This is a genomic window from Sphingopyxis sp. sgz302558 (assembly GCF_057220455.1).
Window position 1 is genome coordinate 568,530 of sequence record NZ_JBXPUZ010000001.1, and the last position, 23,345, is coordinate 591,874.

Annotated in this window: 19 protein-coding genes and 1 pseudogene; 11 read left to right on the forward strand and 9 right to left on the reverse strand. The window is 64.8% G+C overall.

The annotated features are described in order from the left end of the window. Window positions 1-6: 6 nt before the first annotated feature. A complete protein-coding gene (hisC, locus tag AC2TC0_RS02795) occupies window positions 7-1,116 on the reverse strand; it encodes a histidinol-phosphate transaminase (protein ID WP_484715961.1) in 1,110 nt (369 codons plus the stop codon). Between the two features lie 82 nt (window positions 1,117-1,198). Between hisC and metX the strand changes: the two genes are divergently transcribed. After that, complete coding sequence (metX, locus tag AC2TC0_RS02800) at window positions 1,199-2,317, forward strand: homoserine O-acetyltransferase MetX (RefSeq protein ID WP_484715962.1); 1,119 nt, start codon at window positions 1,199-1,201, stop codon at window positions 2,315-2,317. Next, window positions 2,278-2,913 carry a methionine biosynthesis protein MetW gene (gene metW, locus AC2TC0_RS02805; protein WP_484715963.1) on the forward strand — a complete coding sequence of 212 codons (636 nt, stop codon included), beginning with the start codon at window positions 2,278-2,280 and terminating at the stop codon, window positions 2,911-2,913. The genes metX and metW overlap by 40 nt, the downstream gene beginning before the upstream one ends. On the opposite strand, the gene AC2TC0_RS02810 is transcribed toward metW, so the two are convergent. Next, window positions 2,910-3,536, reverse strand: a complete 627-nt coding sequence (locus tag AC2TC0_RS02810) for a TetR/AcrR family transcriptional regulator (protein WP_484715964.1) — start codon at window positions 3,534-3,536, stop codon at window positions 2,910-2,912. The two genes, metW and AC2TC0_RS02810, sit on opposite strands and share 4 nt — an antisense overlap. A 155-nt stretch (window positions 3,537-3,691) precedes the next feature. Between AC2TC0_RS02810 and AC2TC0_RS02815 the strand changes: the two genes are divergently transcribed. Then, window positions 3,692-6,022, forward strand: a complete 2,331-nt coding sequence (locus tag AC2TC0_RS02815) for a TonB-dependent receptor (RefSeq protein WP_484715965.1) — start codon at window positions 3,692-3,694, stop codon at window positions 6,020-6,022. Between the two features lie 25 nt (window positions 6,023-6,047). Here AC2TC0_RS02815 and AC2TC0_RS02820 read toward each other — a convergent pair whose 3' ends face one another. From AC2TC0_RS02820 to hemC, 4 genes are read right to left on the reverse strand one after another with little or no spacing between them, the layout of a single operon-like run. Beyond that, entirely contained in the window at window positions 6,048-7,253 is a 1,206-nt protein-coding gene (locus tag AC2TC0_RS02820; RefSeq protein ID WP_484715966.1) for an acyl-CoA dehydrogenase, read from the reverse strand. An 18-nt stretch (window positions 7,254-7,271) separates the two neighbouring features. Further along, window positions 7,272-8,150: a mitofilin family membrane protein gene (locus tag AC2TC0_RS02825; protein WP_484715967.1), complete on the reverse strand. Its 879-nt coding sequence runs from the start codon at window positions 8,148-8,150 to the stop codon at window positions 7,272-7,274. A 45-nt stretch (window positions 8,151-8,195) separates the two neighbouring features. Further along, window positions 8,196-8,876: a uroporphyrinogen-III synthase gene (locus AC2TC0_RS02830; protein WP_484715968.1), complete on the reverse strand. Its 681-nt coding sequence runs from the start codon at window positions 8,874-8,876 to the stop codon at window positions 8,196-8,198. Further along, entirely contained in the window at window positions 8,876-9,805 is a 930-nt protein-coding gene (gene hemC / locus AC2TC0_RS02835) for a hydroxymethylbilane synthase (protein WP_484715969.1), read from the reverse strand. Before hemC ends, AC2TC0_RS02830 begins: the two co-directional genes overlap by 1 nt. A 48-nt stretch (window positions 9,806-9,853) precedes the next feature. On the opposite strand from hemC, the gene tsaD reads away from it, so the two are divergent. The 3 genes from tsaD to AC2TC0_RS02850 all read left to right on the forward strand — a co-directional run bounded on the left by tsaD (window position 9,854) and on the right by AC2TC0_RS02850 (window position 13,875). Further along, window positions 9,854-10,888, forward strand: coding sequence for a tRNA (adenosine(37)-N6)-threonylcarbamoyltransferase complex transferase subunit TsaD (gene tsaD / locus AC2TC0_RS02840; protein ID WP_484715970.1), 1,035 nt, complete (start codon window positions 9,854-9,856; stop codon window positions 10,886-10,888). Window positions 10,889-10,950: 62 nt separating this feature from the next. Continuing rightward, window positions 10,951-12,456, forward strand: coding sequence for a lipopolysaccharide biosynthesis protein (locus tag AC2TC0_RS02845; protein WP_484715971.1), 1,506 nt, complete (start codon window positions 10,951-10,953; stop codon window positions 12,454-12,456). A 93-nt stretch (window positions 12,457-12,549) separates the two neighbouring features. Then, on the forward strand, window positions 12,550-13,875 hold the full coding sequence (locus AC2TC0_RS02850; protein WP_484715972.1) for a hemolysin family protein: 1,326 nt from the start codon (window positions 12,550-12,552) through the stop codon (window positions 13,873-13,875). On the opposite strand, the gene AC2TC0_RS02855 is transcribed toward AC2TC0_RS02850, so the two are convergent. Together AC2TC0_RS02855 and purD are read right to left on the reverse strand one after the other, a co-directional pair. Then, window positions 13,870-14,373, reverse strand: coding sequence for a hypothetical protein (locus tag AC2TC0_RS02855; RefSeq protein WP_484715973.1), 504 nt, complete (start codon window positions 14,371-14,373; stop codon window positions 13,870-13,872). The genes AC2TC0_RS02850 and AC2TC0_RS02855 overlap by 6 nt on opposite strands. A gap of 3 nt (window positions 14,374-14,376) precedes the next feature. Beyond that, window positions 14,377-15,660 carry a phosphoribosylamine--glycine ligase gene (purD, locus tag AC2TC0_RS02860; protein ID WP_484715974.1) on the reverse strand — a complete coding sequence of 428 codons (1,284 nt, stop codon included), beginning with the start codon at window positions 15,658-15,660 and terminating at the stop codon, window positions 14,377-14,379. On the opposite strand from purD, the gene xseA reads away from it, so the two are divergent. The 5 genes from xseA (at window position 15,661) to AC2TC0_RS02885 (ending at window position 23,103) form a co-directional block, all read left to right on the forward strand. Beyond that, a complete protein-coding gene (gene xseA / locus AC2TC0_RS02865) occupies window positions 15,661-17,049 on the forward strand; it encodes an exodeoxyribonuclease VII large subunit (RefSeq protein WP_484715975.1) in 1,389 nt (462 codons plus the stop codon). 55 nt (window positions 17,050-17,104) lie between these two features. Then, on the forward strand, window positions 17,105-17,320 hold the full coding sequence (locus AC2TC0_RS02870) for a DUF2093 domain-containing protein (RefSeq protein ID WP_484715976.1): 216 nt from the start codon (window positions 17,105-17,107) through the stop codon (window positions 17,318-17,320). Then, window positions 17,317-18,177 carry a M23 family metallopeptidase gene (locus AC2TC0_RS02875; RefSeq protein ID WP_484715977.1) on the forward strand — a complete coding sequence of 287 codons (861 nt, stop codon included), beginning with the start codon at window positions 17,317-17,319 and terminating at the stop codon, window positions 18,175-18,177. Before AC2TC0_RS02870 ends, AC2TC0_RS02875 begins: the two co-directional genes overlap by 4 nt. Window positions 18,178-18,412: 235 nt before the next feature. Then, entirely contained in the window at window positions 18,413-21,412 is a 3,000-nt protein-coding gene (locus tag AC2TC0_RS02880) for a TonB-dependent receptor domain-containing protein (RefSeq protein WP_484715978.1), read from the forward strand. Between the two features lie 107 nt (window positions 21,413-21,519). After that, window positions 21,520-23,103, forward strand: a complete 1,584-nt coding sequence (locus AC2TC0_RS02885) for a sulfotransferase family protein (RefSeq protein ID WP_484715979.1) — start codon at window positions 21,520-21,522, stop codon at window positions 23,101-23,103. Here AC2TC0_RS02885 and AC2TC0_RS02890 read toward each other — a convergent pair. After that, window positions 23,100-23,345, reverse strand: a pseudogene (locus AC2TC0_RS02890) (hypothetical protein); the annotation flags it as partial. The gene AC2TC0_RS02885 and the pseudogene AC2TC0_RS02890 overlap by 4 nt on opposite strands.

The window sequence follows — 23,345 nt, forward strand, 5'->3', positions numbered from 1 at the left end:
CCGGGCCTAGCCCGCGTCCACTAGCGCGCGGATGGCGGCGGCGACGCCGCGCGTTTCCTCCTCGGTGCCGATGGTGATGCGAAGCCCGTGGGGCAGGCCCTGACCGGGCAGCCAGCGGACAATATAGCCCGCCTCCATCAGCCCCCTATAGACAGTCTCGGCACTGACCGCGCCTTCGAACAGCACCAGCAGAAAATTGCACGCCGACGGAATCACGCGCAGCCCGTGATTGCCCAGAGCCGCCAACTCGCCCGCCAGCCATTCGCGCCAGATGCGGTTGTGGTCACGGCTGAATTTCACGAAATCATCGTCGTTGATGGCGGCGATGGCCGCCTTTTGTCCGCAAGTGGTCACGTTGAATGGCGCGCGGATGCGATGCAACGCGGCGATCACCTCGGCGCTGGCATAGCCCCAGCCGATGCGCTCGGCGGCAAGGCCGTGGATTTTGGAAAAGGTGCGGGTGATGAAGACATTGGGTGCGCTGGCGGCAAGCGCCAACCCATGATCATCCTCATCCTCCTCAAGATATTCGGCATAGGCTTGATCGAGAACAAACAGCACATCGGCGGGCAGCCCCGCGTGCAGCCTTGCAATTTCGGCGCGGCTGGCCAGCGTGCCGGTGGGGTTGTTGGGATTGGCGAGGAAGACGACGCGGGTCTTCGGCGTGACAGCGGCGAGCAGCGCGTCGACATCGGTTGCATAATCCTGGTCGGGCGCAATCACCGGCGTCGCGCCGACCCGCCGTGCGGCGATATCATAGACGGCAAATCCGTAGCGCACATAGACCACCTCGTCGCCCGGCCCGGCAAAGGCGCTGGCCGCCAAGTGCAGCAGCTCGTCCGAACCGGTGCCATAGATGATGCGCGCGGGATCAAGCTCATATTTGGCGGCAATCGCCCCGCGCAGCTCGGCCGCGCCGGGATCGGGATAGCGGGCCAGATCCTCAGCCGCCGCTGCAAAGGCCGCGCGCGCCGCAGCGCCGGTACCAAGCGGGTTTTCGTTGGCGCTCAGTTTGGCGAGCGGCCGCCCGTCGTCGTCCTTGGCTTTGCCGGGCACATAGGGGGCAATGCCCATGATCCAGGGCTTGGGGACGGGCGCGGTGAGGGTGTCGGTCATGCGAGGGGCGTTAGAGCAAGCGTTGCGCTGCTGTCCAGCGGCGCATTGACACCCTCGCCGCTGCCACCTAGCCCCGCCGCCTATGGCCACGACCATCCGCCAGCTTGAACACCATCATCTCGTGCTGCCCCAGCCATTGCGGCTCGATGGCGGGGCAGAGCTTGCGGGTGTGGTGGTCGCCTATCAGGCCTATGGCACGCTCAATGCCGCACGCGACAATGCGATTTTGCTCTGCCATGCGCTGACGATGGACCAATATGTCGCCAGCCCGCACCCGGTCACGGGCAAGCCGGGGTGGTGGGACCGGGTTGTCGGGCCGGGGCTGACCATCGATACCGACCGTTACTATGTCATCTGCGCCAATGTGCTGGGCAGCTGCATGGGGTCGACCGGCCCCGCCAGCATCGATCCGGCGACCGGTGCGCCCTATGCGATGCGGCTTCCCGTGGTCACCATCGCCGACATGGTACGCGCGCAAATGGCTTTGCTCGATGGCTTGGGGATAGAGCGGCTGCACGCGGTGATCGGCGGGTCGATGGGCGGGATGCAGGCGCTGTGCCTCGCGGCGCATTACCCGGACCGGGTGGGCCGCGCGCTGATCATTGCGTCGGCAGCACGGCACTCGGCCCAGAATATCGCCTTTCACGAGGTCGGGCGGCAGGCGATCATGGCCGACCCCGATTGGCAGGGCGGCGATTATTACGCCAGTGGGCGGGTGCCGACCAAGGGCCTCGCCGTGGCGCGGATGGCGGCGCACATCACCTATTTGTCCGAGGCCGGCTTGACCGAGAAGTTCGGGCGCAACCTGCAGGATCGTGACGTCAAGACGTTTGGCTTTGACGCTGATTTTCAAGTGGAATCCTATTTGCGGCATCAGGGGATCAGCTTCGTCGATCGCTTCGATGCCAACAGCTATCTCTATATCACCCGCGCAATGGATTATTTCGATCTCGCCGAGCCGCATGGCGGGCGATTGGCCGAGGCCTTTCGCGGTTCGCCGGTGCGCTTTGGCCTGATCAGCTTTGATTCCGACTGGCTCTATCCGACGGCCGAATCGCGCCGGATTGTCCAGGCGCTGCACGCAGCCGGAGCGCAAGCGAGCTTTGTCGAATTGTCCTCGCCCTTTGGCCATGATGCCTTTCTGCTCGATTCGCCCGAGCTATGGGCGCTGATTGGCGGCTTCATCGGGGCGGTGCGGTGAACGGCGCCGGACTGAGATCCGATCTGGCGCTGATTGCGGCGCAGGTGCCGGCTGGCGCGCGCGTGCTCGATGTTGGCTGCGGTGACGGCGCGTTGCTGGCGGCGCTGCGCGACGGGCGCGGGGCCGATGCGCGCGGGCTGGAAATTGATGCGGCCAATGTGGCGGCGGCCATGGCCCAGGGTCTGGCCGTGGTGCAGGGTGATGCCGATCGCGATCTGGCCGACTATCCCGACGACAGTTTCGATATCGCGATACTCAGCCAGACGCTGCAAACGACGCACCGCCCGGACATGGTGGTCGGCGAACTGCTGCGCATTGCGCCGCGCGCCTTTGTCAGCTTTCCAAATTTCGCGCATTGGCGGGTGCGATTGTCGCTGCTGTGGCACGGGCGGATGCCGGTGACGCGCGAATTGCCGGTCAGCTGGTATGAAACGCCCAACATCCACCATCTGACGGTGCGCGATTTCAAGGGTTTCGCTGAAGAACGGCGGCTGGTGGTCGATGGGGCCTGGTATCTGGCGGGCGGTGTGCCGATCCGTACAGCAGGGGCCAATTGGCGTGCCGAACAAGCGGTGTTCGGGCTGCGGCGGGGTTAGTCGCGTTGGCGCAGGCCTTCGGCGATTAACCGGTTTGCAGAGGCGGCGATCGTGCTGACCGGGGCGCTGGTGTCCCACACCCCATAGCGCAGCCCCAGAAAAACGTTCATGCCCATCAGGGCCCAGGCCTCGACCTCGCCGACATTGGCGCGCAGTTCGCCAGCATCGGCCCCTTTGCGCAGCCGCTCTACAATCCGGCGTGCCGTTGATTCATAATGGGCGCGAAAGCTGGCCGGATCGACAAATTCGGCTTCGTCGATGATGCGATAGATCTCGGTATGCTCGCGCGCGAAATCGAGGAAGGCGGCGAGCGCCGCGCCTTCGCCAGCGAGCGTGCCGCGGGCCGCTGCCAGCGCTGGGCCGACATGGTCGCGCACCCGTCCTGACATGTCCGCCACAAGTGCGCGGAAGATTGCGTCCTTGGAATCGAAATAGGTGTAAAAACTGCCGAGCGCCGTGCCGGCACGGCGGGTGATGCCGCTGATGGAGGCGTCGTGAAAGCCGCGCTCGCCAAATTCGACCGCAGCGGCATCGAGCAGTTTGCGCAGCGTGCGCTGGCCACGGTCGGTCCGCGGCGCCTTGATACCCGCAGCTTTTGCCGCCGCTTCTGCGCTGGTGGCCATCGCCTTCTCCCTGCCCCTGATCCCTCGTTGTGCGCCACTTGCCAAAAAAAACGAGCCCCGCGCAACAGTAAAGTTGAAAGTCGGTTCAACTTTCATTATGGCGCAAATCAGACCGGCGATGCAACGCTGACGATTTGGCTCAGGGGAGAGTGACGATGACTGATTTTGCGCGTGTTTCGAAGGCTATGCTGCTGGCGGCAGCGGCATCCGGCGCGTTTTTCGTGGCACTGCCTGTTGCCGCACAGGACGAGGTGGCGGCCAGCGAGGAAGAAAGCGGCGAAATCATCGTCACCGCGCGTCGCCGCGATGAGCGGCTGATCGATGTTCCGATCGCCGTGACGGCGATCAGCGGTGAGGCGCTCGAGGCGCGCGGTGCACTCGACCTCACCGACGTGCAATCGGTCGCGCCCAACGTGACCCTCGAAACCAGTCGCGGCACCAATTCGACGCTGTCGGCCTTCATCCGCGGCATCGGCCAGCAGGACCCCGTATCGGGCTTCGAACAGGGCGTCGGCATCTATCTTGATGACGTATATTTGAACCGGCCGCAGGCTGCCGTGCTCGACATTTATGACGTGGAGCGCATCGAGGTGCTGCGCGGACCGCAGGGCACGCTCTATGGCCGCAACACTATCGGCGGCGCGGTCAAATATGTCACCCGCCGCCTGCCCGATGCGCCCGAGCTTAAGCTGCGCGGCACTTTCGGTACCTTCAAGCAGGCCGATTTGATCATCAGCGCCAGCGCGCCGATTGGCGATGTGGTGCGTATCGGCGCGTCGGGCGCGCGGCTGTCGCGTGGCGGTTTTGGCGACAATCCGACCACAGGGCTCGAGAATTACAACAAAGATGTCTGGGCCGGGCGCGGCACGATCGAGCTCGGCGGTTATGGCGCGCCGGTACTGATCCGCATTTCAGGCGACTATACCCGCGACAAATCAAACCCGCGCGGCGGCCACCGGCTGATCCCATCGCAATTCACCGCCGCGCCGGTGCTGGACGATGTGTTTGATTCGCGCGGCGCGCTCAACAGCCCGGTGCAGGATGTCGAGGCCTATGGTATCGCCTTCAATGTCACCGCCGAGCTCAGCGACAATCTGACGCTGCGCTCGATCAGCGCCTGGCGCGAGGACGACAGCGCTTCGCCGATTGATTTCGATGCGCTGCCGACGGTCGATCTCGACGTGCCCGCGCTCTATAGCAACAGCCAGATCAGTCAGGAATTTCAGCTGCTGCTCGATGCCGGGCGTTTGAACGGCATGGTCGGTTTCTATTATCTGTCGGCGCAGGCCGACACAGCGTTCGACGTGCGGCTGTTCTCGACCGTGGCGGGGCTGACCGCCTTCACCAACGCGCAGGTCGATACCGAAACCTATGCCGTGTTCGGCGACTTCACCTTTGATTTCACCGAGCAGCTCAGCCTGTCACTGGGCGGGCGCTACACGTGGGACGAGCGTGAAGCCAAAATCCTGCGGCAAAATTATCTGGGCGGCGGATCGCCAGTGTTCGGTGGGGCAGGGGTGCCGTTCGGCGCACCGGGGACCAATTTCACCGGTAACCGCAGCTTCAACAAATTCACCCCGCGCGCGTCGCTCAGTTTCAAGCCGACCCCCGATCACAATATCTACGCCAGCTTTTCGCAGGGCTTCAAGGGCGGCGGGTTCGACCCGCGCGGCGTGGGGGTGAATGCCCCCGACCTCAACGGCAATGGTATTCGCGAGGACAGCGAAATTGCCGCTTTCCTAAGCTTTCGCCCTGAATCGGTCGACAGCTACGAAATCGGCTACAAGGCGTCACTGTTCGACCGGCGACTCAGCCTCGCGCTTGCGGCGTTCCGGATGGACTATAGTGATGTCCAGATCCCCGGCTCGTCGGGCTGCGTTGTGAACGGGCTGCCAACCTTTTGCGGGGTCATCACCAACGCCGGCAAGGCGCGTTTTCAAGGCGTCGAACTGGAAGCGACCGCCCGCGTGACCGATGGGCTAACGCTGTCGGGCGCGCTCGGCTATATCGATGCGGAATATAAGGAATATATCACGCAGATCGCCGGGCGCGGCCCCGTCGACGTTGCCGATTTCCGCGAGGTACAGAATACACCCAAGGTCACCGCGACAGGCACGATCGCCTATGCAACGGCACTGGGATCAGGCGATCTGGGGCTGAGTTCGACGCTGTCCTACCGCAGCAAGACCTATCAGTTCGAGATTCCCAACCCCTTCCTCGATCAGGACGGCTATGCGCTCCTCGATGCCAGCATTGTTTATACAGCCGAAGGTGGGCGCTGGAGCCTGGGGCTGCACGGCAAGAACCTGACCGACAAGGAATATAAAACCTCGGGCTATACCTTTGTCGCCGCCGATCCGGTGACCGGGGTGCTGACGCGCAATGCGGCGGGCAATCTGGTGCCGTCGCTGGGGCGCGAAGGGACGCTGACCGCCTTTTACGGCAACCCGCGGCAGATTTTTGTCACCGGGACGGTGAAGTTTTGAGTTCCGGTGCGGGGGGTGGCTTACGCTACCCCCCGAACGCCGAAATGCCCGTAATCGCGCGGCCCAGGATCAGCGCGTGAACGTCGTGCGTGCCTTCATAGGTGTTCACGGTTTCCAGATTCACCGCGTGACGGATAACGTGATAATCAGCGGAAATACCGTTGCCGCCGTGCATGTCGCGGGCGACGCGTGCGATGTCGAGCGCTTTGCCGACATTGTTGCGCTTGATGATGCTGATCATGTCGGGAGCAAGATGGCCTTCGTCGATCAGCCGACCGACGCGCAGCGCCGCTTGCAGGCCCAGCCCGATTTCAGTGAGCATGTTGGCCAGCTTCAGCTGAATCAGCTGGTTTGCGGCGAGCGGACGGCCGAACTGCTGGCGCTCGAGCGTGTAATTGCGGGCGGCCTCCATACAAAACTCCGCCGCGCCCATCGCACCCCAGCCAATGCCATAACGCGCGCGGTTGAGGCAACCGAAGGGGCCTTTCAGGCCTTGTACTTCGGGAAGCAGCGCGTCTTCGCCAACTTCGACCCCGTCCATAACGATTTCACCGGTGATCGAGGCGCGTAGCGAGACTTTGCCTTCGATCTTGGGCGCGCTGAGGCCCTTCATCCCTTTTTCGAGGATGAAGCCGCGGATGCCGCCGCCATGCGCCTCGCTCTTCGCCCAGACGACGAAGACATCGGCGATGGGCGAATTGGTGATCCACATTTTGGCGCCCTTAAGGCGGTAGCCCCCGGCGACCTTCTCGGCGCGGGTGCGCATGCCCGCAGGATCGCTGCCCGCGTCGGGCTCGGTCAAGCCGAAACAGCCGACGAGTTCGCCCGCGGCGAGGCCAGGCAGAAAACGCATTTTCTGCTCCTCGCTGCCATAGGCGTTGATGGGGTGCATCACGAGGCTGGATTGCACCGAACAGGCGCTGCGATAGCCCGAATCGATGCGCTCGACCTCGCGCGCGATCAGGCCGTAGGCGACATAATTTAGCCCGGCGCCGCCATATTTGGGGTCAATCGTCGCGCCGAGCAGGCCCAATTGGCCCATTTCGCGCATGATCTCACGGTCGAAACTTTCGTCGAGGAAGGCGCGGGTGACGCGCGGGAGCAGCGCATCGGTGCAATAGGCGCGCGCGGTATCGCACACCATGCGCTCTTCTTCGCTGAGCTGCGCGTCAAGCAAGAAGGGGTCGTCCCACTGCAAAGCAGTCACACGCTGCGGATCGGCGAGAGCCATGTCGGTATCCTTCGTTGTTCAGCGCCGCGCAGGGGCTGGTGTCAGCGCTCTTTCCTGCGGCGTCAGTATCGCCGCGGTCTCGATAAGGTCAAGCGCGCGCCGCGCTTCATGATAGCGCCGCGCCTCGACAACCCACGCGTCGGCAAGCCGCGCGCCGGGCAGCGTCTCAACCTCGCGGATAGCGGCATCGACCAGCCCCGCATCGAGCAAACGCTGCGCCCGCGCGGCGCGCTGCTCGGGGCGCGTTGAAGGCGCGTCGGCGTCGCGCAAGGTAAACAGCCCGCCAATTTCGCGCCTGAATCCGCTGAACAGTCCTTCGTCCGGGGCGCCGCCCGACAGCGCCGGGACCAATTTGGCAAATTCGGTCTGCAACCAATCGAGCGTGACCGGAGTGCGGGCAACCTCGATGACTGTGCGCACCGCGTTGGGCTGGGCATCGCCAAAGCGCAGCCGCAGCTGGCTCTCTAGTGTTCCCAGAGCCAGTCCGCGATCAAGCGCGCGGCGGGCAGCAAAGGCAATTAGCAGCCCTTCTGCGCGCGCAGCATTGCCTGCGGTGCCACCAGTAGCAACGCTGAGCTCGGCGAGCCGTGCTTCGAGCAGACGCACCCGGGTCGCAAGGTCAGTGGGTGGCGGCGCGGGCCGAGCCGGGCCGACGACAGCTGCAGTGGGTACATCGAGCAAGGGCGCGTCGCTCGCATTGCGTTCGACTAACGCGGGTGCGGACACAGGGGTGCTGCGCCATCCGCGCAGCTGGTCGATCGCCCAGCTGCCCGCCAACGCACCGGTCAGAAACAGCAGCATGGCCACCAGCACATACCAGCGCAGCGCGGTGCGCCGCTGGGTCGGGGATGCCGGGAGCGAAGCGGGCGGCGGCGCGGTGGTGCCGCTTTCAACCATGGACAATCTCGCTTGCTGTTGACCCTGCGGTTTCTTGGCGCCCGCTCATGGTGTCGGCGTCTGGCATAGCTTGGCGGCGATTGCCAGTAAATCGGCATCGGTAGGGGCGGGTGCGACTGCCAGCTGCTCCCAGTCGGGGCCGGCGGCGGCGGCCACAGCATCGCTGATGGCAATAGCAATCAGATGCTTGCGGGCATCGCTCGCAAGAGCGCTGGCCCGCTGTGCCGCACGTACCGAATGGAGCAGCAGAATAGCAGGCACCACAACGGCTTTGGACCAACCCAAAGGGTCGGCAATTTCGGCAGCGTGGTAACAGACCAGCGGCATGATCTGCGCGCCATCGCTGCGCAGCATTGTGCGATCTTTTCCCGTCAACCACAACAGCTTGCGGTGGCCGTGTGACGTCATGCTATCAACCAGCGCCTGCGCCCCAGCGGTGCCGATGTCGCTGACCGTCAGCCCCGCCGCACCTGCGGCGGCCGCGGTGGCCGCGCCGACGCAGTGGCAGGGCAGGCTGGCGAGCGCTGCCAGCTGCGGTCCGGCATGGCGCACCGCATTGGCACTGGTGACAAGCAGCGCATCGAAATCCCTCACGTCAGGGGCGTGCCAGTCGAGCGGCTCGACGGCGAATAGCGGAACACATAGCGCGTTGAGCCCAAATTGCGCGGCGCGCCGGGCGGTTGCGCTGGCGCCTGGTTCGGGGCGGACAATGATCAGGGGACGCATCAGCCGCCGTTGAACAACGCGGCGATGGCGGACGGAGCGTTCGCAAGCAGTGTATGGGCCAGCTTGGCCGGTGCTCCGGGTGTCAGTTCGGTCTGGTCTGCAATTTGCACGCTGCCATCTTCGGCAAACAAAATGGCGCGCAAAACCCAGTTTCCGTCTGCATCCCGGCTGGCGTGCGCCGCCACCGGCGAGCGGCAATCGCCGCCGAGCGCTGCAAGGAGGGCGCGCTCGGCCTCGACTGCAACGCGGGTGGGTGCGTTGTCGATGGCAGCCAGCAGGGTTCGGACGCGTGAGTCATCGGCGCGGCACTCGATGCCGACGGCGCCCTGCGACGCAGCCGGAAGCAGCGTTTCGATGGCGATGGCAAAGCCAACATCGCCCATGCCAAGCCGGTCAAGCCCGGCGGCCGCGAGCAAGGTCGCATCCACCGTGCCGTCGGCGACACGCCCTAGCCGGGTCTGGACATTGCCGCGCAGCAATGGCGTTTGGAGGTCGGGGCGGATAGATTTAAGCTGTGCCGCGCGGCGCGGGCTGCTGGTGCCCACGCGCGCGCCGTGCGGCAGGCCCGCAATGCTCGCCGCACTCCAGTCGCTGCGCACGATCAGTTTGTCGCGCACATCGGCGCGCGGCAGCATCGCCGCGAGGTAGAATTGGTCGGGCCGCAGCGTTTCGACATCCTTCATAGAATGTACTGCAAAATCAATAATATACTCTCCAAGCGCCGCATCGAGTTCGCGCGTCCACAGCGCCTTGCCCCCCACCTCGGCGAGCGCGCGGTCGAGGATGCGGTCCCCCGTCGCGGTCATCGGCACGATTTCGATGGCAAGGCCGGGGTGCGCGGCGGTCAGCGCCGCGACTGTCAGATGCGCCTGGGCCATGGCGAGCGGGGAGGCGCGCGTGCCGAGGCGCAAGGGGGCGTGGTCAGTCATGGGAGTGGGGCCTAGCGCGGCTTGGCGGCACGGTCTAGGGCGCGACCGATGAAGCTGATCCTTGGCATCGAATCGAGCTGTGATGAAACGGCGGTGGCGTTGGTGACCAGTGACCGGCGCGTGCTGGCACAGCATATTGCAAGCCAGGACACCGAGCATCGCCCCTTTGGCGGAGTGGTACCCGAAATCGCGGCGCGCGCGCATGTAGAGCGGCTGGCGCCTATGGTCGCCGCGGTGCTGGACGAAGCGGGGGTGAGCCTCGCTGAAGTCGACGCCATCGCTGCCACCGCCGGGCCCGGACTGATTGGCGGGGTGATGGTCGGGCTGGTAACAGGCAAGGCGCTAGCGCATGCGAGCGACAAGCCGCTGATCGCGGTCAACCATCTGGAGGGGCACGCATTGTCGCCGCGCCTGACCGACCCCGACCTTGGCTTTCCCTATCTGTTACTGCTCGTATCGGGCGGGCATTGCCAACTGCTGCTGGTCGCCGGGGTGGGGCAATATCGCCGCCTTGCCACCACCATCGACGATGCGGCGGGCGAAGCGTTTGATAAGACAGCCAAATTGTTGGGCTTGGGCTTTCCAGGCGGCCCGGCGGTCGAGCGTGCGGCGCGCGGCGGTGATCCGCGCGCGGTACCGCTTCCTCGTCCGCTGGTCGGTAGCGCCGAACCGCATTTTTCTTTCGCCGGCCTCAAAAGCGCGGTCGCGCGCGCCGTGGCCAGCGGCGCGCATGGCCGCGACGATATCGCCGCATCGTTCCAGCAGGCGGTGGTCGATTGTCTGGTCGATCGCAGCGCGCGGGCGCTGGCGCAGGTTCCGGAAGCAACCGCCTTTGTGGTCGCCGGCGGCGTCGCTGCCAATGGCGCGATTCGTGCGGCGCTGACGGGGTTGGCTGCTGCCCATGCGCTGCCGTTTGTTGCGCCGCCGCTGTGGCTGTGCACCGACAATGGGGCGATGATCGGCTGGGCCGGGGCCGAACGGTTGGCAGCGGGGCTGACCGATGGGCTTGAAACGCCCGCGCGCCCACGCTGGCCGCTCGACCCGCATGCCGAAACAGTGCGCGGCGCGGGGGTCAAGGCGTGAAGCGGTTTGCACCGCGCGCGGCGCGCCGCTAGACCAGCATCCGGGGCGTTGAGGGAAAAGGTTTGACCGGACCGGCTAGCACGGCAGCTACAAACGCAGGCGACCCGGCACGTGACGATGTCGCGGCGCTGGCGAAGGGCGGACGCACCAATGTGTTCGGCTTTGTGCTGCGCCTCGTTGCGCGGCTACCATTCCTCTATTTTGCCGGTCGTTGGTATGGGCCCGAAGCGCTGGGGCGCTTTGCCTATGCGATATTGGTCGTGGAATTTGCGGCGCAAATTGCGACGCTGGGCCTGAAACGCGGCCTGGCCGAGCAGCTGAGCAAGCCCGGGGCTGACCCGCGACTGGTGGTCTGGGACGGGCTGTTTGTCGCGGCGCTGGTGTCGGGGCTGGCCTCGGCGCTGCTGTTCGCTGTGCCGTGGCTGATGTTCCCCGCTGGAGACATCAGCGCGGTTGACCGCCTGTTGCCGCTGGTCATTTTCGCCATCGCCGGCACCGAAGTCGCGCTGGCGGCCTGCGCTTATCGTTTTAATGTCGGGGCAACGGTGTGGGCGCGTGCAGTGGTCGAACCCTGGGCAATCAGTATTGCGGCGTTCGTTTTTGCCTATGTCACGCTGCGCAATGGCCTGATCCTGTCATACATATGCGCGATGGGCGCGGCGTTTTTGACTGCGATGGTCCCGACCATCCGCAGCTACGGCGGTCCGGCAGGGTGGCGGCCGCACCCCGTCGGGCTGATCATGGTGGCACGGCGCAATGCCCCACTCGCCGCCGCCGACGCCATTGAATGGGCGACGCGGCGGCTGGATCTCGCCATCTTGGGCCTGTTCGCAAGCCCGGCAATTGTCGGCATTTATTATATCGCGCAGCAGGTGGCCTCGTTGCCGCAAAAGCTGAAAACCAGTTTTGAACCCATTTTGGGCCCGGTGATCACCCGCAATCTGGCCGAAGGGCGCAAAAGCGCGATTGCGGCGCAGGTCAATCAGGTGGGCTTCTGGATAATCGCGGCGCAGATCGGCGTCGCGCTTGCGCTCGGCATCCCGGGTGAGGCGGTGATGGGGCTCGTCGGCCCTGAATTTGTCAGCGGCAATGCTGCGCTCGCTTTCTTGCTTGCCGCCGAAGCCGTGGCGGCAACGGCCGTCGTGAGCGAAGCGGCGCTGGTTTATATCGCGCGCCACCGCAATCTGTTGATCAGCATCGCAACGTTGACGGTGCAGGGGCTGTTGTCGGTGGGCTTTATCTTGCTCGCGCGCTCGCTCAATCTGCCACCCATCAGCTATGCGATCGCGGTAGCCGCTGCCTTGTTGCTGGCGTTAGGGTTTGCCTCGCTCGTGAAAGCGAGGTTGCTGGCACATTTGCTCGGCGCGCCGATCAACAATCTGCGCTGGGCCCTGGTGTGGGCGACAGCAGGGGCGACGGTGCTCGGTTGGGCCGCAACGCAATTGCCTGAATGGGCCGAACTGATCATCGGGGTCCCGCTAATCCTGGCGGTTTATTGCTGGCTGATCTGGACCCGCGGCTTTGGTCCGGAAGACCGCGCATTGTTCCGCAAACAGCCGCCGGCTTAACGCGGGCATTGCGAAAAGCGGCAAAATACCGCATTGGGCGGTAATGGACGCCGTTCACCGACGCGGGCCACGCAGCGGCGTGGCCTTGCCAGCATGACCCCATTCCCCTGGACCGATGTCGCAATCATCGCCGTGCTGGTGCTACTGAACGGCGGCTTTGCCATGTCCGAACTGGCCATTGTCTCATCGCGCGAAGCGCGGCTGGTTGCGGCCGAACGCAAGGGCAGCGCCGGCGCGCGGGTGGCGCGCGAGCTCGCCGCCGATTCAGGGCGCTTCCTGTCGACCGTGCAGATCGGCATCACGCTGATCAGCATTATGGCGGGCGCCTATTCGGGTGCCAGCCTGGGCGCACCGGTGGGCGACCGGTTACAGGCTTGGCTCGGGATGGGTGACGATTTGGCGCTGACGCTGGGTTTTGGCCTGGTGATCGCTGTTACTACCTATGCTTCGCTGATCATCGGTGAGCTGGTGCCCAAGCAATTGGCACTGCGCGCGCCCGAAGCCGTTGCGATCATCATTGCGCGGCCGATGTCCTGGCTGTCGCGCGCGGCGGCGCCACTGGTGTGGCTGCTCGACCGCAGCTCGGCACTGGTGTTCCGCTTGCTGCGCCTTGACCGCGATTCAAAAGAAAAATTGACCGCAGAGGAATTGCATCTGGTCGTCGCCGAAGCCAGCAAATCAGGCGTGATAGAGGAACATGAGCGCGCCATCATTTCCGGCGTGGTGCGCCTTGCCGACCGCCCGGTGCGCGAGGTGATGACGCCGCGCACTGACGTCGATTGGCTGGATGTTGAGGCCGATGCGGCGGCGGTGCGCGATGCCCTGCTCGCCTCTCCGCACACACGGCTGCCGGTAGCGCGCGGTTCGGTCGATAACATCGTCGGCATTGTGCAGGCGCGCGACATTGCCGGTGCGCTGTTTCGCGGTGAGCCGCTGGATTTAGAGCGGCTGATGCGGCCGCTGGCGGTGGTGCATGACCAAATCGACGCGATGGACGCGCTGACCACGCTGCGCCGTGCCGATGTGCCGATGCTGATGGTGCATGATGAATATGGCCATTTCGAAGGGCTGGTAACGCCCGCCGACCTGCTATCGGCCATTGCGGGAGAATTTGCCTCGGATCAGGATATTGGCACCGAACCTTTCGTGGTGGAACGCGACGATGGCAGCTTGCTGATCGCGGGATCGATGCCCGCCGACGCCATGGCCGAACGATTGGGCATCAGCCTTGACGAAGACCGCGACTATGCCACTGCTGCGGGTCATGCTCTGCATATCCTGCGCCACCTGCCGGTGGAGGGCGAGCATTTCGCCGATCAGGGCTGGCGGTTTGAAATCATCGATATGGACGGGCGCAAGATTGACAAGTTGCTGGTGCGATTAGTCGACCGGCGCGAGGTCGGAACCGACCTGCTATAGTTCGCCTCCGAGCGCGCCATATTTTGCCTCGAACCCAACCTTGTCGCCGCGCGCCAGATAGCCAGCCTGATCGACCCAATTGTCGCGCGCAGGACGCCCGGCAAACGCACCAAGCTGCGCGTCGATGGCGGCAAGGTCCGCATCGGACCAGCCCGCAATTTGCTCAAAGCGCGTGACGCCAAGGCCGGCCAAAATAGTTACCAGCTTGGGACCCAGCCCTTTGATCAACGTCAGCTTGTCAGCAGGGCCAGCCGCCGCGGCCATGGCGGGTGCCGCTGCGGGAGGCGGCGCTGAGGTGGTTGCAGGTTCGACGGCCGCGAATTCGGCGGGCTCGGCGGCGATAATGTCGGGCTTCACCGGTTGCAGCGGCGCGCTGGGAGCCTGTGGCAGCGCAGGTGCTGCACCGCCACGCCCGCGCAGCACCAGCCACACGATGATGGCAACTGCCAGCAGCGCGATAGCGCCGAAAATCCAATATTCGGTTGGAATGCTCGCCATAATTCAACCCTCCCCTTGTTCGCGCGCAACCTCGCGCCAGCCGATGTCGCGGCGACAGAAGCCATCGGCGAAATCGAGCCTGTCCACAGCGGCATAGGCGCGCGCCTGCGCATCGGTGACCGATGCACCGCTGGCGGTGACGTTGAGCACGCGCCCGCCCGCCGCGACGAGCTGGCCGCCCGTGAGCGCGGTTCCGGCGTGGAAGATTTTCGCTCCGTCGGCCTCGGCGGCGTCGAGATTGGTAATTGTCCCGCCCTTTGCGGGCGTCCCGGGGTAGCCGCGCGCGGCCATCACCACAGTCAAGGCATAATCGTCGCTGAAGGCTGGCGGCTGGGCATTGGCCAGCTGCCCTGTCGCCACGCCGAGCAGCAGTTGCGGCAAATCACCCTGAAACCGCAGCATCAGCACCTGGCATTCAGGGTCGCCGAAGCGGCAGTTATATTCGATCAGCTTGGGTCCAGCATCGGTCAGCATCAGGCCCGCAAATAGCACGCCGACATAAGGCGTGCCTGCAGCGCCAAGCGCCCGCACGGTGGGTTCCACAATGTCTTTCATAGCTCGGTCGGTCAACTCGGGCGTCATCACCGGCGCAGGCGAATAGGCGCCCATCCCGCCGGTATTGGGGCCGGTGTCGCCGTCGCCGACGCGTTTATGATCCTGCGCAGTGCCGAACAGGCGGACGCTGTGCCCGTCACTCAATGCAAACAGGCTCGCCTCTTCGCCCGCCATAAATTCCTCAATGACCACGCTGGCTCCGGCGCTACCGAATTCGCCGCCGAACATATCTGCGATAGCGGCTTCGGCCTCGTCCGCGCTTTCGGCAATGATCACGCCCTTGCCCGCTGCCAACCCATCGGCCTTGATCACCACCGGCAAACCAAAAGCGGGCAGCGCCGCGCGCGCGTCTTCGGCGCTGGTGCAACGGCGATAGGCGGCGGTGGGAATCGCATTGGCCGCACACAAGTCTTTGACGAAACCCTTGCTCCCCTCCAGCTGCGCGGCGGCGGCGCTCGGGCCAAACACGGCAATCCCCTCGGCGCGCAGCTTGTCGGCAAGGCCCAGCACCAGCGGTACTTCGGGGCCGACCACGACCAAATCGATGGCCAGCTTGTGCGCGGCATCGACCAGCGCATCGATGGCGTCGGCAGCAATGGGCAGCAACCGGGCATATTGACCGATGCCCGGATTGCCGGGCGCGGCGAACAGTTGGTTACAGCTTGGCGATTGCGCCAGCCGCCATGCCAGCGCATGTTCGCGCCCGCCCGAACCGATAAGCAGGATTTTCAAATGTCCGATCCCTTTGCCGACGAAACCGATGGCGCGCCCGCGCGGCTGTTAGCCGAAGGCGCGGCGGGCGACAATGCGCCCGCGCTATCGGTCAGCCAGTTGTCCGCGGCGCTCAAGCGCGTGGTCGAAGACGGTTTTGGCCGCGTGCGTGTGCGCGGCGAACTGTCGGGGACCAAACGCGCCGCGTCAGGGCATCTTTATGGCGCGCTCAAGGATGACAGCGCGCTGATCGACATGGTGATGTGGAAGGGGCAGGCGGGGCGGCTGGCGTTCCGGCCCGAGGATGGTGTCGAGGTAATCGCCACCGGGCGGCTGACCACCTATCCCGGCCGGTCCAAGTATCAGCTGGTTGCCGACAGCCTGGAAGTTGCGGGCGAAGGCGCGTTGATGCTTCTGTTTGAGCGGCTGAAGGCGCGATTGAGGGCCGAAGGGCTGTTCGATCGCGAGAAACAGCCGCTTCCCCGACTGCCACGCACCATCGGCGTGGTCACATCGCCGACCGGCGCGGTGATTCGCGACATCTTGCACCGCATTGCAGACCGCTTCCCGGTGCGCGTCATCGTCTGGCCGGTGCTGGTGCAGGGCGAAGGCGCGGGGAGCCAAGTTGCGGCGGCGGTGCGCGGCTTTGATGCGCTGCCCGCGAACGGGGGCGCCGTGCCGCGTCCAGACCTGGTCATCGTTGCGCGCGGCGGCGGGTCGATCGAGGATTTGTGGGCGTTCAATGAAGAAGCTGTGGTGCGCGCCATCGCCGATTGTCGCATTCCGACGATCAGCGCGGTGGGACATGAAACTGACGTAACGCTTGCCGATCATGCTGCCGATGTGCGCGCGCCGACGCCAACGGCAGCGGCCGAACTGGCACTGCCGGTGCGCAGCGAACTCGCGGCGTCGCTGGCCAGCATCCATGCCCGTGGACTACAGGCGGCGCTGCGACTGCGTGCGCGCAGTACCGAGCGACTGACTGCGCTCGCCCGGCTGCTGCCGCGCCGCGACGCGCTTTATGCGGGACAACGCCAGCGGCTTGATGAATTGGCTGAACGGCTAGCGCGCGGTGTGGGCGGGATTACGCGAAGCGCGCGCGACCGGCTGACGCAGCGCGTGCTGCGCCCGGCGTTGCTGCGGCGGCGGATCGAGGGCGAGCGCGGCGCGCTTGGCGGGCTGGTGCGCCTGCTCATATCGCTCGATCCGCGCGCTTTGCTGGCGCGCGGCTATGCAATGGTGCGCAGCGAGGATGATGCACTGGTTACCACGGCCGCGGCCGCGCGACGCCTGGCAGCGATGCAACTGGTCTTCGCCGATGGCACGGTCAGGGTCAGCACGGTTGGCGCGGCGAACCCTGCGCGGCGTGCCCCGCCCGCAGCGCCGCAAGCCGATCTGTTCGGTGATTGAGGGGGCTTAGCAAGCGGCCGCGAAGTTGCTAGGGCTCAGTTCTGAAGGAAAAACCATGCTTGTTGCCTCAACCCAGCGCCCCGCGCGACTCCATTATCAGCCAAATGGCTTTCGCGTGCTCACCCCCGGCGATCATGTTGTTTGCGCGGTGTCGGGCCAGCCGATTGCCCTCGACGAACTGCGCTACTGGTCAGTGGACCGGCAGGAACCCTATGCCAGCGCCGCCATCGCCACCGAAGCGATGATTGCCGCCACGTCGGCGCGCGGATGAGCGTATGGCGGTGGCGAGCCGCAATCGCCGCGTTGGTGATCGCGCTGCCCGTTAGCGGCCTGACCTTCGCAGCCCCTGCAAGCAAACCCGCGCTCGCCAATGGCGACGCTTTTGTCCTGCAGCGGACCCTGCGTCAGGGGCTAGTAACGCTTGCGCGCGCGCCGGCGGGGACGAAGGTGCTGACGCTCGATGGTGCGGCGCTGCCGCTTGCCGATGATGGCATGTTCTTGCTCGCCTTTGACCGCGACGCCCGCCCAACCGCCATATTGCGCGCCGAGCGCGGCGTTGATCCACCAATCGAGGCAACGCTCACTATCACGCCGGGCAATTGGCGGATCCAGCATGTTGACGCGCCCTATCGTGGCAGCGCGGCCAGCGATGCCGAATTTGTCCGGCGTCGGACGGCAGAGCTTGATCAGATTGAAACGGCGCGCCGCACCAATGCGGTCAGCGACGGGTGGCGACAGGATTTCATCTGGCCGGTGCGCGGGCGGCTGTCAGGCTTTTTCGGGTCGCAGCGTATCTATCAGGGCAAGCCCGGCAGCTATCACAGCGGTCTCGATATTGCTGCGCCTGCGGGCACAGCTTTTGTCGCGCCGGCGGACGGGGTGGTGGTATTGGCGGCTACGCAGCCTTTCACCCTCGAAGGGTATTTGCTGCTGATCGATCACGGCATGGGGTTGACCAGCGCCTTCCTCCACGCATCGCGGCTTGATGTGGTGGCAGGACAGATTGTCCGCCAGGGTCAACCACTTGGCGCAGTCGGCGCAACCGGGCGCGCGACGGGACCGCATCTGCACTGGGGGCTGCGCTGGCGCAGTGCGCGGCTCGACCCGTTGCCACTGTTGCCGAACTAGCGTAACTTTATTTCAATCGTCGCGTGTTTGACGCAGTGCTGCTGCGTCCCAGCCTCCGCGCTGTTGCAAATCCGTCACAATGGCCGCCGAAACGCCCTTGTCTGCGCTGCTTTCCCTTGCCTCTTGCCCCGGCAAGCGTCACTCCGCACCCTATCGGGGTGGAATTGCGCGCGCCGAAACCGTCGCGCGCTTTTTGCATCCGGGTAGTTTAACCACCAGAGCAAGGGACTGCACTGTGAAAAAAACCCAAATTTCGAAGCTGAAGATGGGCGCCGCACCGCTGGTGCTGGGCATCGCCCTGATTTCGGCCCCTGCCTATGCGCAGGATGCGGAAGAAGCGACGGATGAAGGCGAAATCGTCGTCACCGGTACGTTGATCCGCAACCCGAACCTGGAACAGTCGACCCCGGTCAACGTGACCACGTCGGACGCCATCGAGCTGAAGCAGTCGAACACGGCTGAAGAAGTTCTGCGCGAAATTCCGGGTATCGTCGCCAGCATCGGCTCGGCGGTGAACAACGGCAACGGCGGCGCTTCCTATGTCGACCTTCGCGGTTTGGGCTCGACCCGCAACATCGTGCTGCTCGACGGCAACCGCCTGGTTCCCTCGCAGCTCGCTGGCCGCGTCGACCTGAACAACATTCCGCTGGCGCTGATCGAGCGCGTCGACGCGCTGACCGGTGCGGCGGTGACCACCTATGGCGCCGACGCCATCACCGGCGTCGTCAACTTTGTCACCAAGCGCGACTTCGCCGGCTTCGAATTGGCAGCGTCGCAGCAGCTGACCGAGCAGGGCGACGGCAACTACTTCCGCGTTGACGCCACCATCGGTGCCAATTTCGACGATGGCCGCGGCAATGCCGTGCTCAGCATCGGTTACCAGCAGTCGGACCCGGTCTATCAGGGCGCGCGCGATTTCTCCCGCTTCCAGATTTCCAGCTACACCGGCGGTCAGGCCGGTTCGGGGACGTCGGTTCCGTCGCGTTTCTCGGGTACCCGCCCGCTGATCGCTGGCACCAACACGCCCGATACCACTACCTTCTCGGCAACGAGCAACGGCAATGGCGGCGTGCGTCAGGTGAATGCGGCCGGCCAGGCGGTCGGCACTTTCGCGACTTTCAACTTCAACCCGTTCAACGTGTTCCAGGTGCCGTTCGAGCGCTTCAACATCTATGGCGCGGCGAACTATGAAGTCTCGGACGATATCGAGATTTACACGCGCGGCATGTTCTCGAAGAACACCGTGTCGACCATCATTGCCCCGTCGGGTTCGTTCGGCGGCACGGTGACGATCAACCTCAACAACCCCTATCTGCCCGCGACGCTGCGCAACCAGTTTTGCGCGTTCAACATCGCGCCGCTGGGTGGCGGTTACACCCCGCGCTTCACGCCGGCACAGTGCGCCGCTGCTGCAACCGCGACAGGTCGCACCGACCCCAACTACCGCGAAGTCACGGTCACGTTGAACCGCCGTACGGTGGAAGTGGGCCCGCGTATCTCGGAATATCAGACCACCTTCTTCGATTATCGGGTCGGCGCTCGCGGCGCGATTTCGGAATCGATCGACTGGTCGATCGAGGGCGCCTATGGCGAATCGGAAAATCTGGAAACCATCCAGAATTACACGCTGCAATCGCGTTGGCGTGCCGCCTCGCTCGCCGACAATACCACCACCTGTCAGGGCGGTCAGGCGGGCTGCGTTCCCGTCAACTTGTTCGGTCCCGAAGGCTCGATCACCCCGGCGATGGCCAATTACCTCAGCGCCAATTCGACGTCGATCAACCGCGCCACGTTGGCGCAGGTGCGCGGCGTTGTGTCGGGTGACTTCGGCTGGAGCATCAGCGGCGGCGAAAATGTCGCGTTCGCTGTCGGCGCCGAATATCGCAAATATGGCGCGACCCAGACCTCGGACCTGCTGGCGCAGACCCCGGGCGAGCTGGGCGGTGCCGGCGGTGCCGACCCCGAAATCGACGGCGGCTATGACGTTTATGAAGTCTATGGCGAACTCGTCGTGCCGCTGATCCAGGACAAGCCCTTCTTCGAGGATCTGACGCTTGAAGCTGGTGCGCGTTATTCGGATTACAGCATTGATGGCGCGGGCGGCTATGACACCTTCACCTGGAAAGCCGGCGGCAGCTGGACCCCCGGTGCAGGCTTCAAGCTGCGCGGCAACTACAGCCGCGCGGTGCGTGCGCCGAACATCGGTGAACTCTTCACCCCGCAGACGGTTGGCCTGACCAACCTGGGCGTTGACCCCTGCGCCGGTGCGGCTCCGACCACCAACGCCAACCTGCGCGCCATCTGTATCGCACAGGGCGCTCCGGCGGGCACGATCGGTGCGATCACCAACCCGACCGCAGCGCAGGCCAACATCACCGTTGGTGGTAACCTGAACCTGCAGCCGGAGACGGCCGACACCTGGACGCTGGGTTTTGTCTGGCAGCCGGAATTTGCGCCGCGCTTCTCGATGTCGGTCGACTATTACAACATTACGGTCGAAGACGTGCTTGGCACGCCGCTGCCTGGCGACATCATCGACGCCTGCTTCGGTAACGTCACGGCGGCGAGCGCATCGGATCCGGCCTGTACGGTTATCCGCCGCAACCCGATCACCGGCGGCCTCGACGGTGACCCGTCGATCACCGGCGGTCTGTTCGGTCTGACCAACAACCTGGGCCGCCTGTTCACCGACGGTGTCGACCTGATCATGAACTACAACACCGATGTCGGCTTTGCTGACCTCGCGCTGTCGTTCGTGGGCAACTGGACCAACAGCTCAAAATATCAGGCGGACGTCGCGGCGGGCTCGCTCAATCGCGAATGCGTCGGCTATTACAGCGTCAACTGCTCGTTCACGGGCTCGATCCAGCCTGAACTGCAGTTCTCACAGCGCACAACGCTGTCGTTCGACGATGTCGACGTGTCGCTGCTGTGGCGCTGGATCGACGCGGTCGAGTTTGAACCGGAGCAGATCATCGCCGACGGTGGCCCTGCCAACACCGTCCAGGAAGAATTCCGCCGGATTGGCGCGGAACATTATTTCGACCTGACGACCCGCTGGAACATCACCGACAATGTCACCTTCACGGTGACGGTGCAGAACCTGCTCGACAACCAGCCCAAGGTCGTCGGCAACACCATCGGTTCGACCACCTACAACAGCGGCAACACCTACCCGTCGACTTACGACGCGCTGGGCCGCCGTTACGCTGCTGCCGTGAAGCTGAAGTTCTAAGCGTCACGCACAGTCGAGTTCGGAAAGGGCGGGCCTTCGGGTCCGCCCTTTTCATTTGGGCGCAGCACACCCTTGACAAATGCGGGTGGCAGCGGCCCTGTCGCGACGTGATTGATCCTGCGCTCGAAACCGCCGCAGCCGAGGCCCGCGCCAACTTCGCGCGCGGCACCGCCGATGCCTATGACCATGTCTTGCTGGCGCTGGAGCACAGTGCGCGCCGCGAATTTGCCGAGGCCGATGCGCAGTTTGCGCGCGCACAGGTGCTTGAGCCCGGCAATCCTGCGACGCTGACGAGCCTCGCGATTCACTACCGGCGGCAAGGGCGCTTTCGCGATGCCGTTTTGGCCTGCGACGAGGCCATCCGGCATTATCCCGATTACCCCGACGCCTGGCTGGAACGTGCCTCAATATTGGCCGCTGGCGGATCGGGCGGATTGGCGCGCGCCAGTTACCAGCGCGCCGTGGAGCTAGCCCCCGGCAAAGCAGCCGCGCACGCAGGCCTCGCTTCGCTGGCCGCGCGCGAAGGCGATTATGGTGCCGCGCGCAGCCATGCGCAGCGCGCGCTGGCAATCGATCCGGTAAATCCCATTGCTACCAACGCACTGGCCAGCGCCGAACTGGGCAGCGGTGCCCCCGAAGCGGCCGCGGCCCTGCTCGAACCGCTCATTGATCGCATCCGCGTCCCGACACTCGAGCGCAGCTTCGCGCACAGCCTGCTCGCCGATGCGCGCCACCGCGAGCGGGACCATGTTGCCGCTTTTGCGCATTATCAGGCGGCCAATGATGACTTCGCCGCCATTCACGAGGACGATAGCTCCGGGCTTGATCAGACCAGCTTTATCGAGGCGCTGCTCACGGGCTTTGCCGCGACCCCCGACGCCGTCTGGCGCGATGCCCCCGGCGGGCAGCCCGCCGATGCGGCGCAGCGCCATATTTTCCTGCTCGGTTACCCGCGGTCGGGCACGACGCTTGTCGAAAACATCCTTGCTTCGTTGCCTGGCGTTGCCGCGCTGGAGGAGCGCCCGACCTTTGCCGCCGCAGACATGGACCATATCGCTGGCTCGCACGATGAAATCGTGGCGGGCCTGGCGCGTTTCGCCGAATATGGTGCAGATGAGCTCGACCACTATCGCCGCGCCTATTGGGAAAATGTGACTGCCTCGGGCGTCCCTTTGCGCGCGCCCGCTTTCGTGGATATGGATCCGATGAAGGGCACGCGCCTGCCTTTCATTGCGCGCATGTTCCCACAGGCGCGCATATTGGTGATGCGCCGCGACCCGCGCGATGTCGTGTGGAGCTGTTTCAAGACCAGCTTTGCGATGAGCAGCCAAACGCTGGAATATACGACTCTCGAACGCACCGCGCGCCATTATGATGCGCTGATGCGGCTGACCGAAATGGCGCTCGCACGGCTACCGCTGGCCGTCCATATCGTCGATTATCATCGGTTGGTGCGTGACTTTGACGCCGAGACGCAGGCGATGTGCGCGTTCGCCGGTTTGGAATGGAGCGAGGCGGTGCGCAGCTTTGACCGGACGTCCAAGGCGCGCGGTGTCAGCACCGCCAGCGTCGCGCAGGTCGGGCGCGGGCTGTATGACGGCACAGGCCAATGGGAGCCTTATGCCGAATATCTGGAACCGGTGCTGCCGATCCTAGCGCCGTGGATCGAAAAATTCGGCTATAGTGACTAGACAGACAGCGGCGCGGCGCCCTCTAGCCTGACCCCGGCCGTGTCGGCGACCGCCTTGGCCCAGCCAAGCACCTGCGCAATTTCCTCGCCATAGGCAGCTTCAGCGGCGGCCAAGTCGGCGTCGCGCTGACCGGTGGCAAAGGTCGCCCCCGACTTCGAATCGCGGCCCAGTGCCGGATGGCCGGCAAAGGCGAGACCGGCGATGCCATAATGGCGGGGGGGCGCGGCCGCCGCTGCGACCGG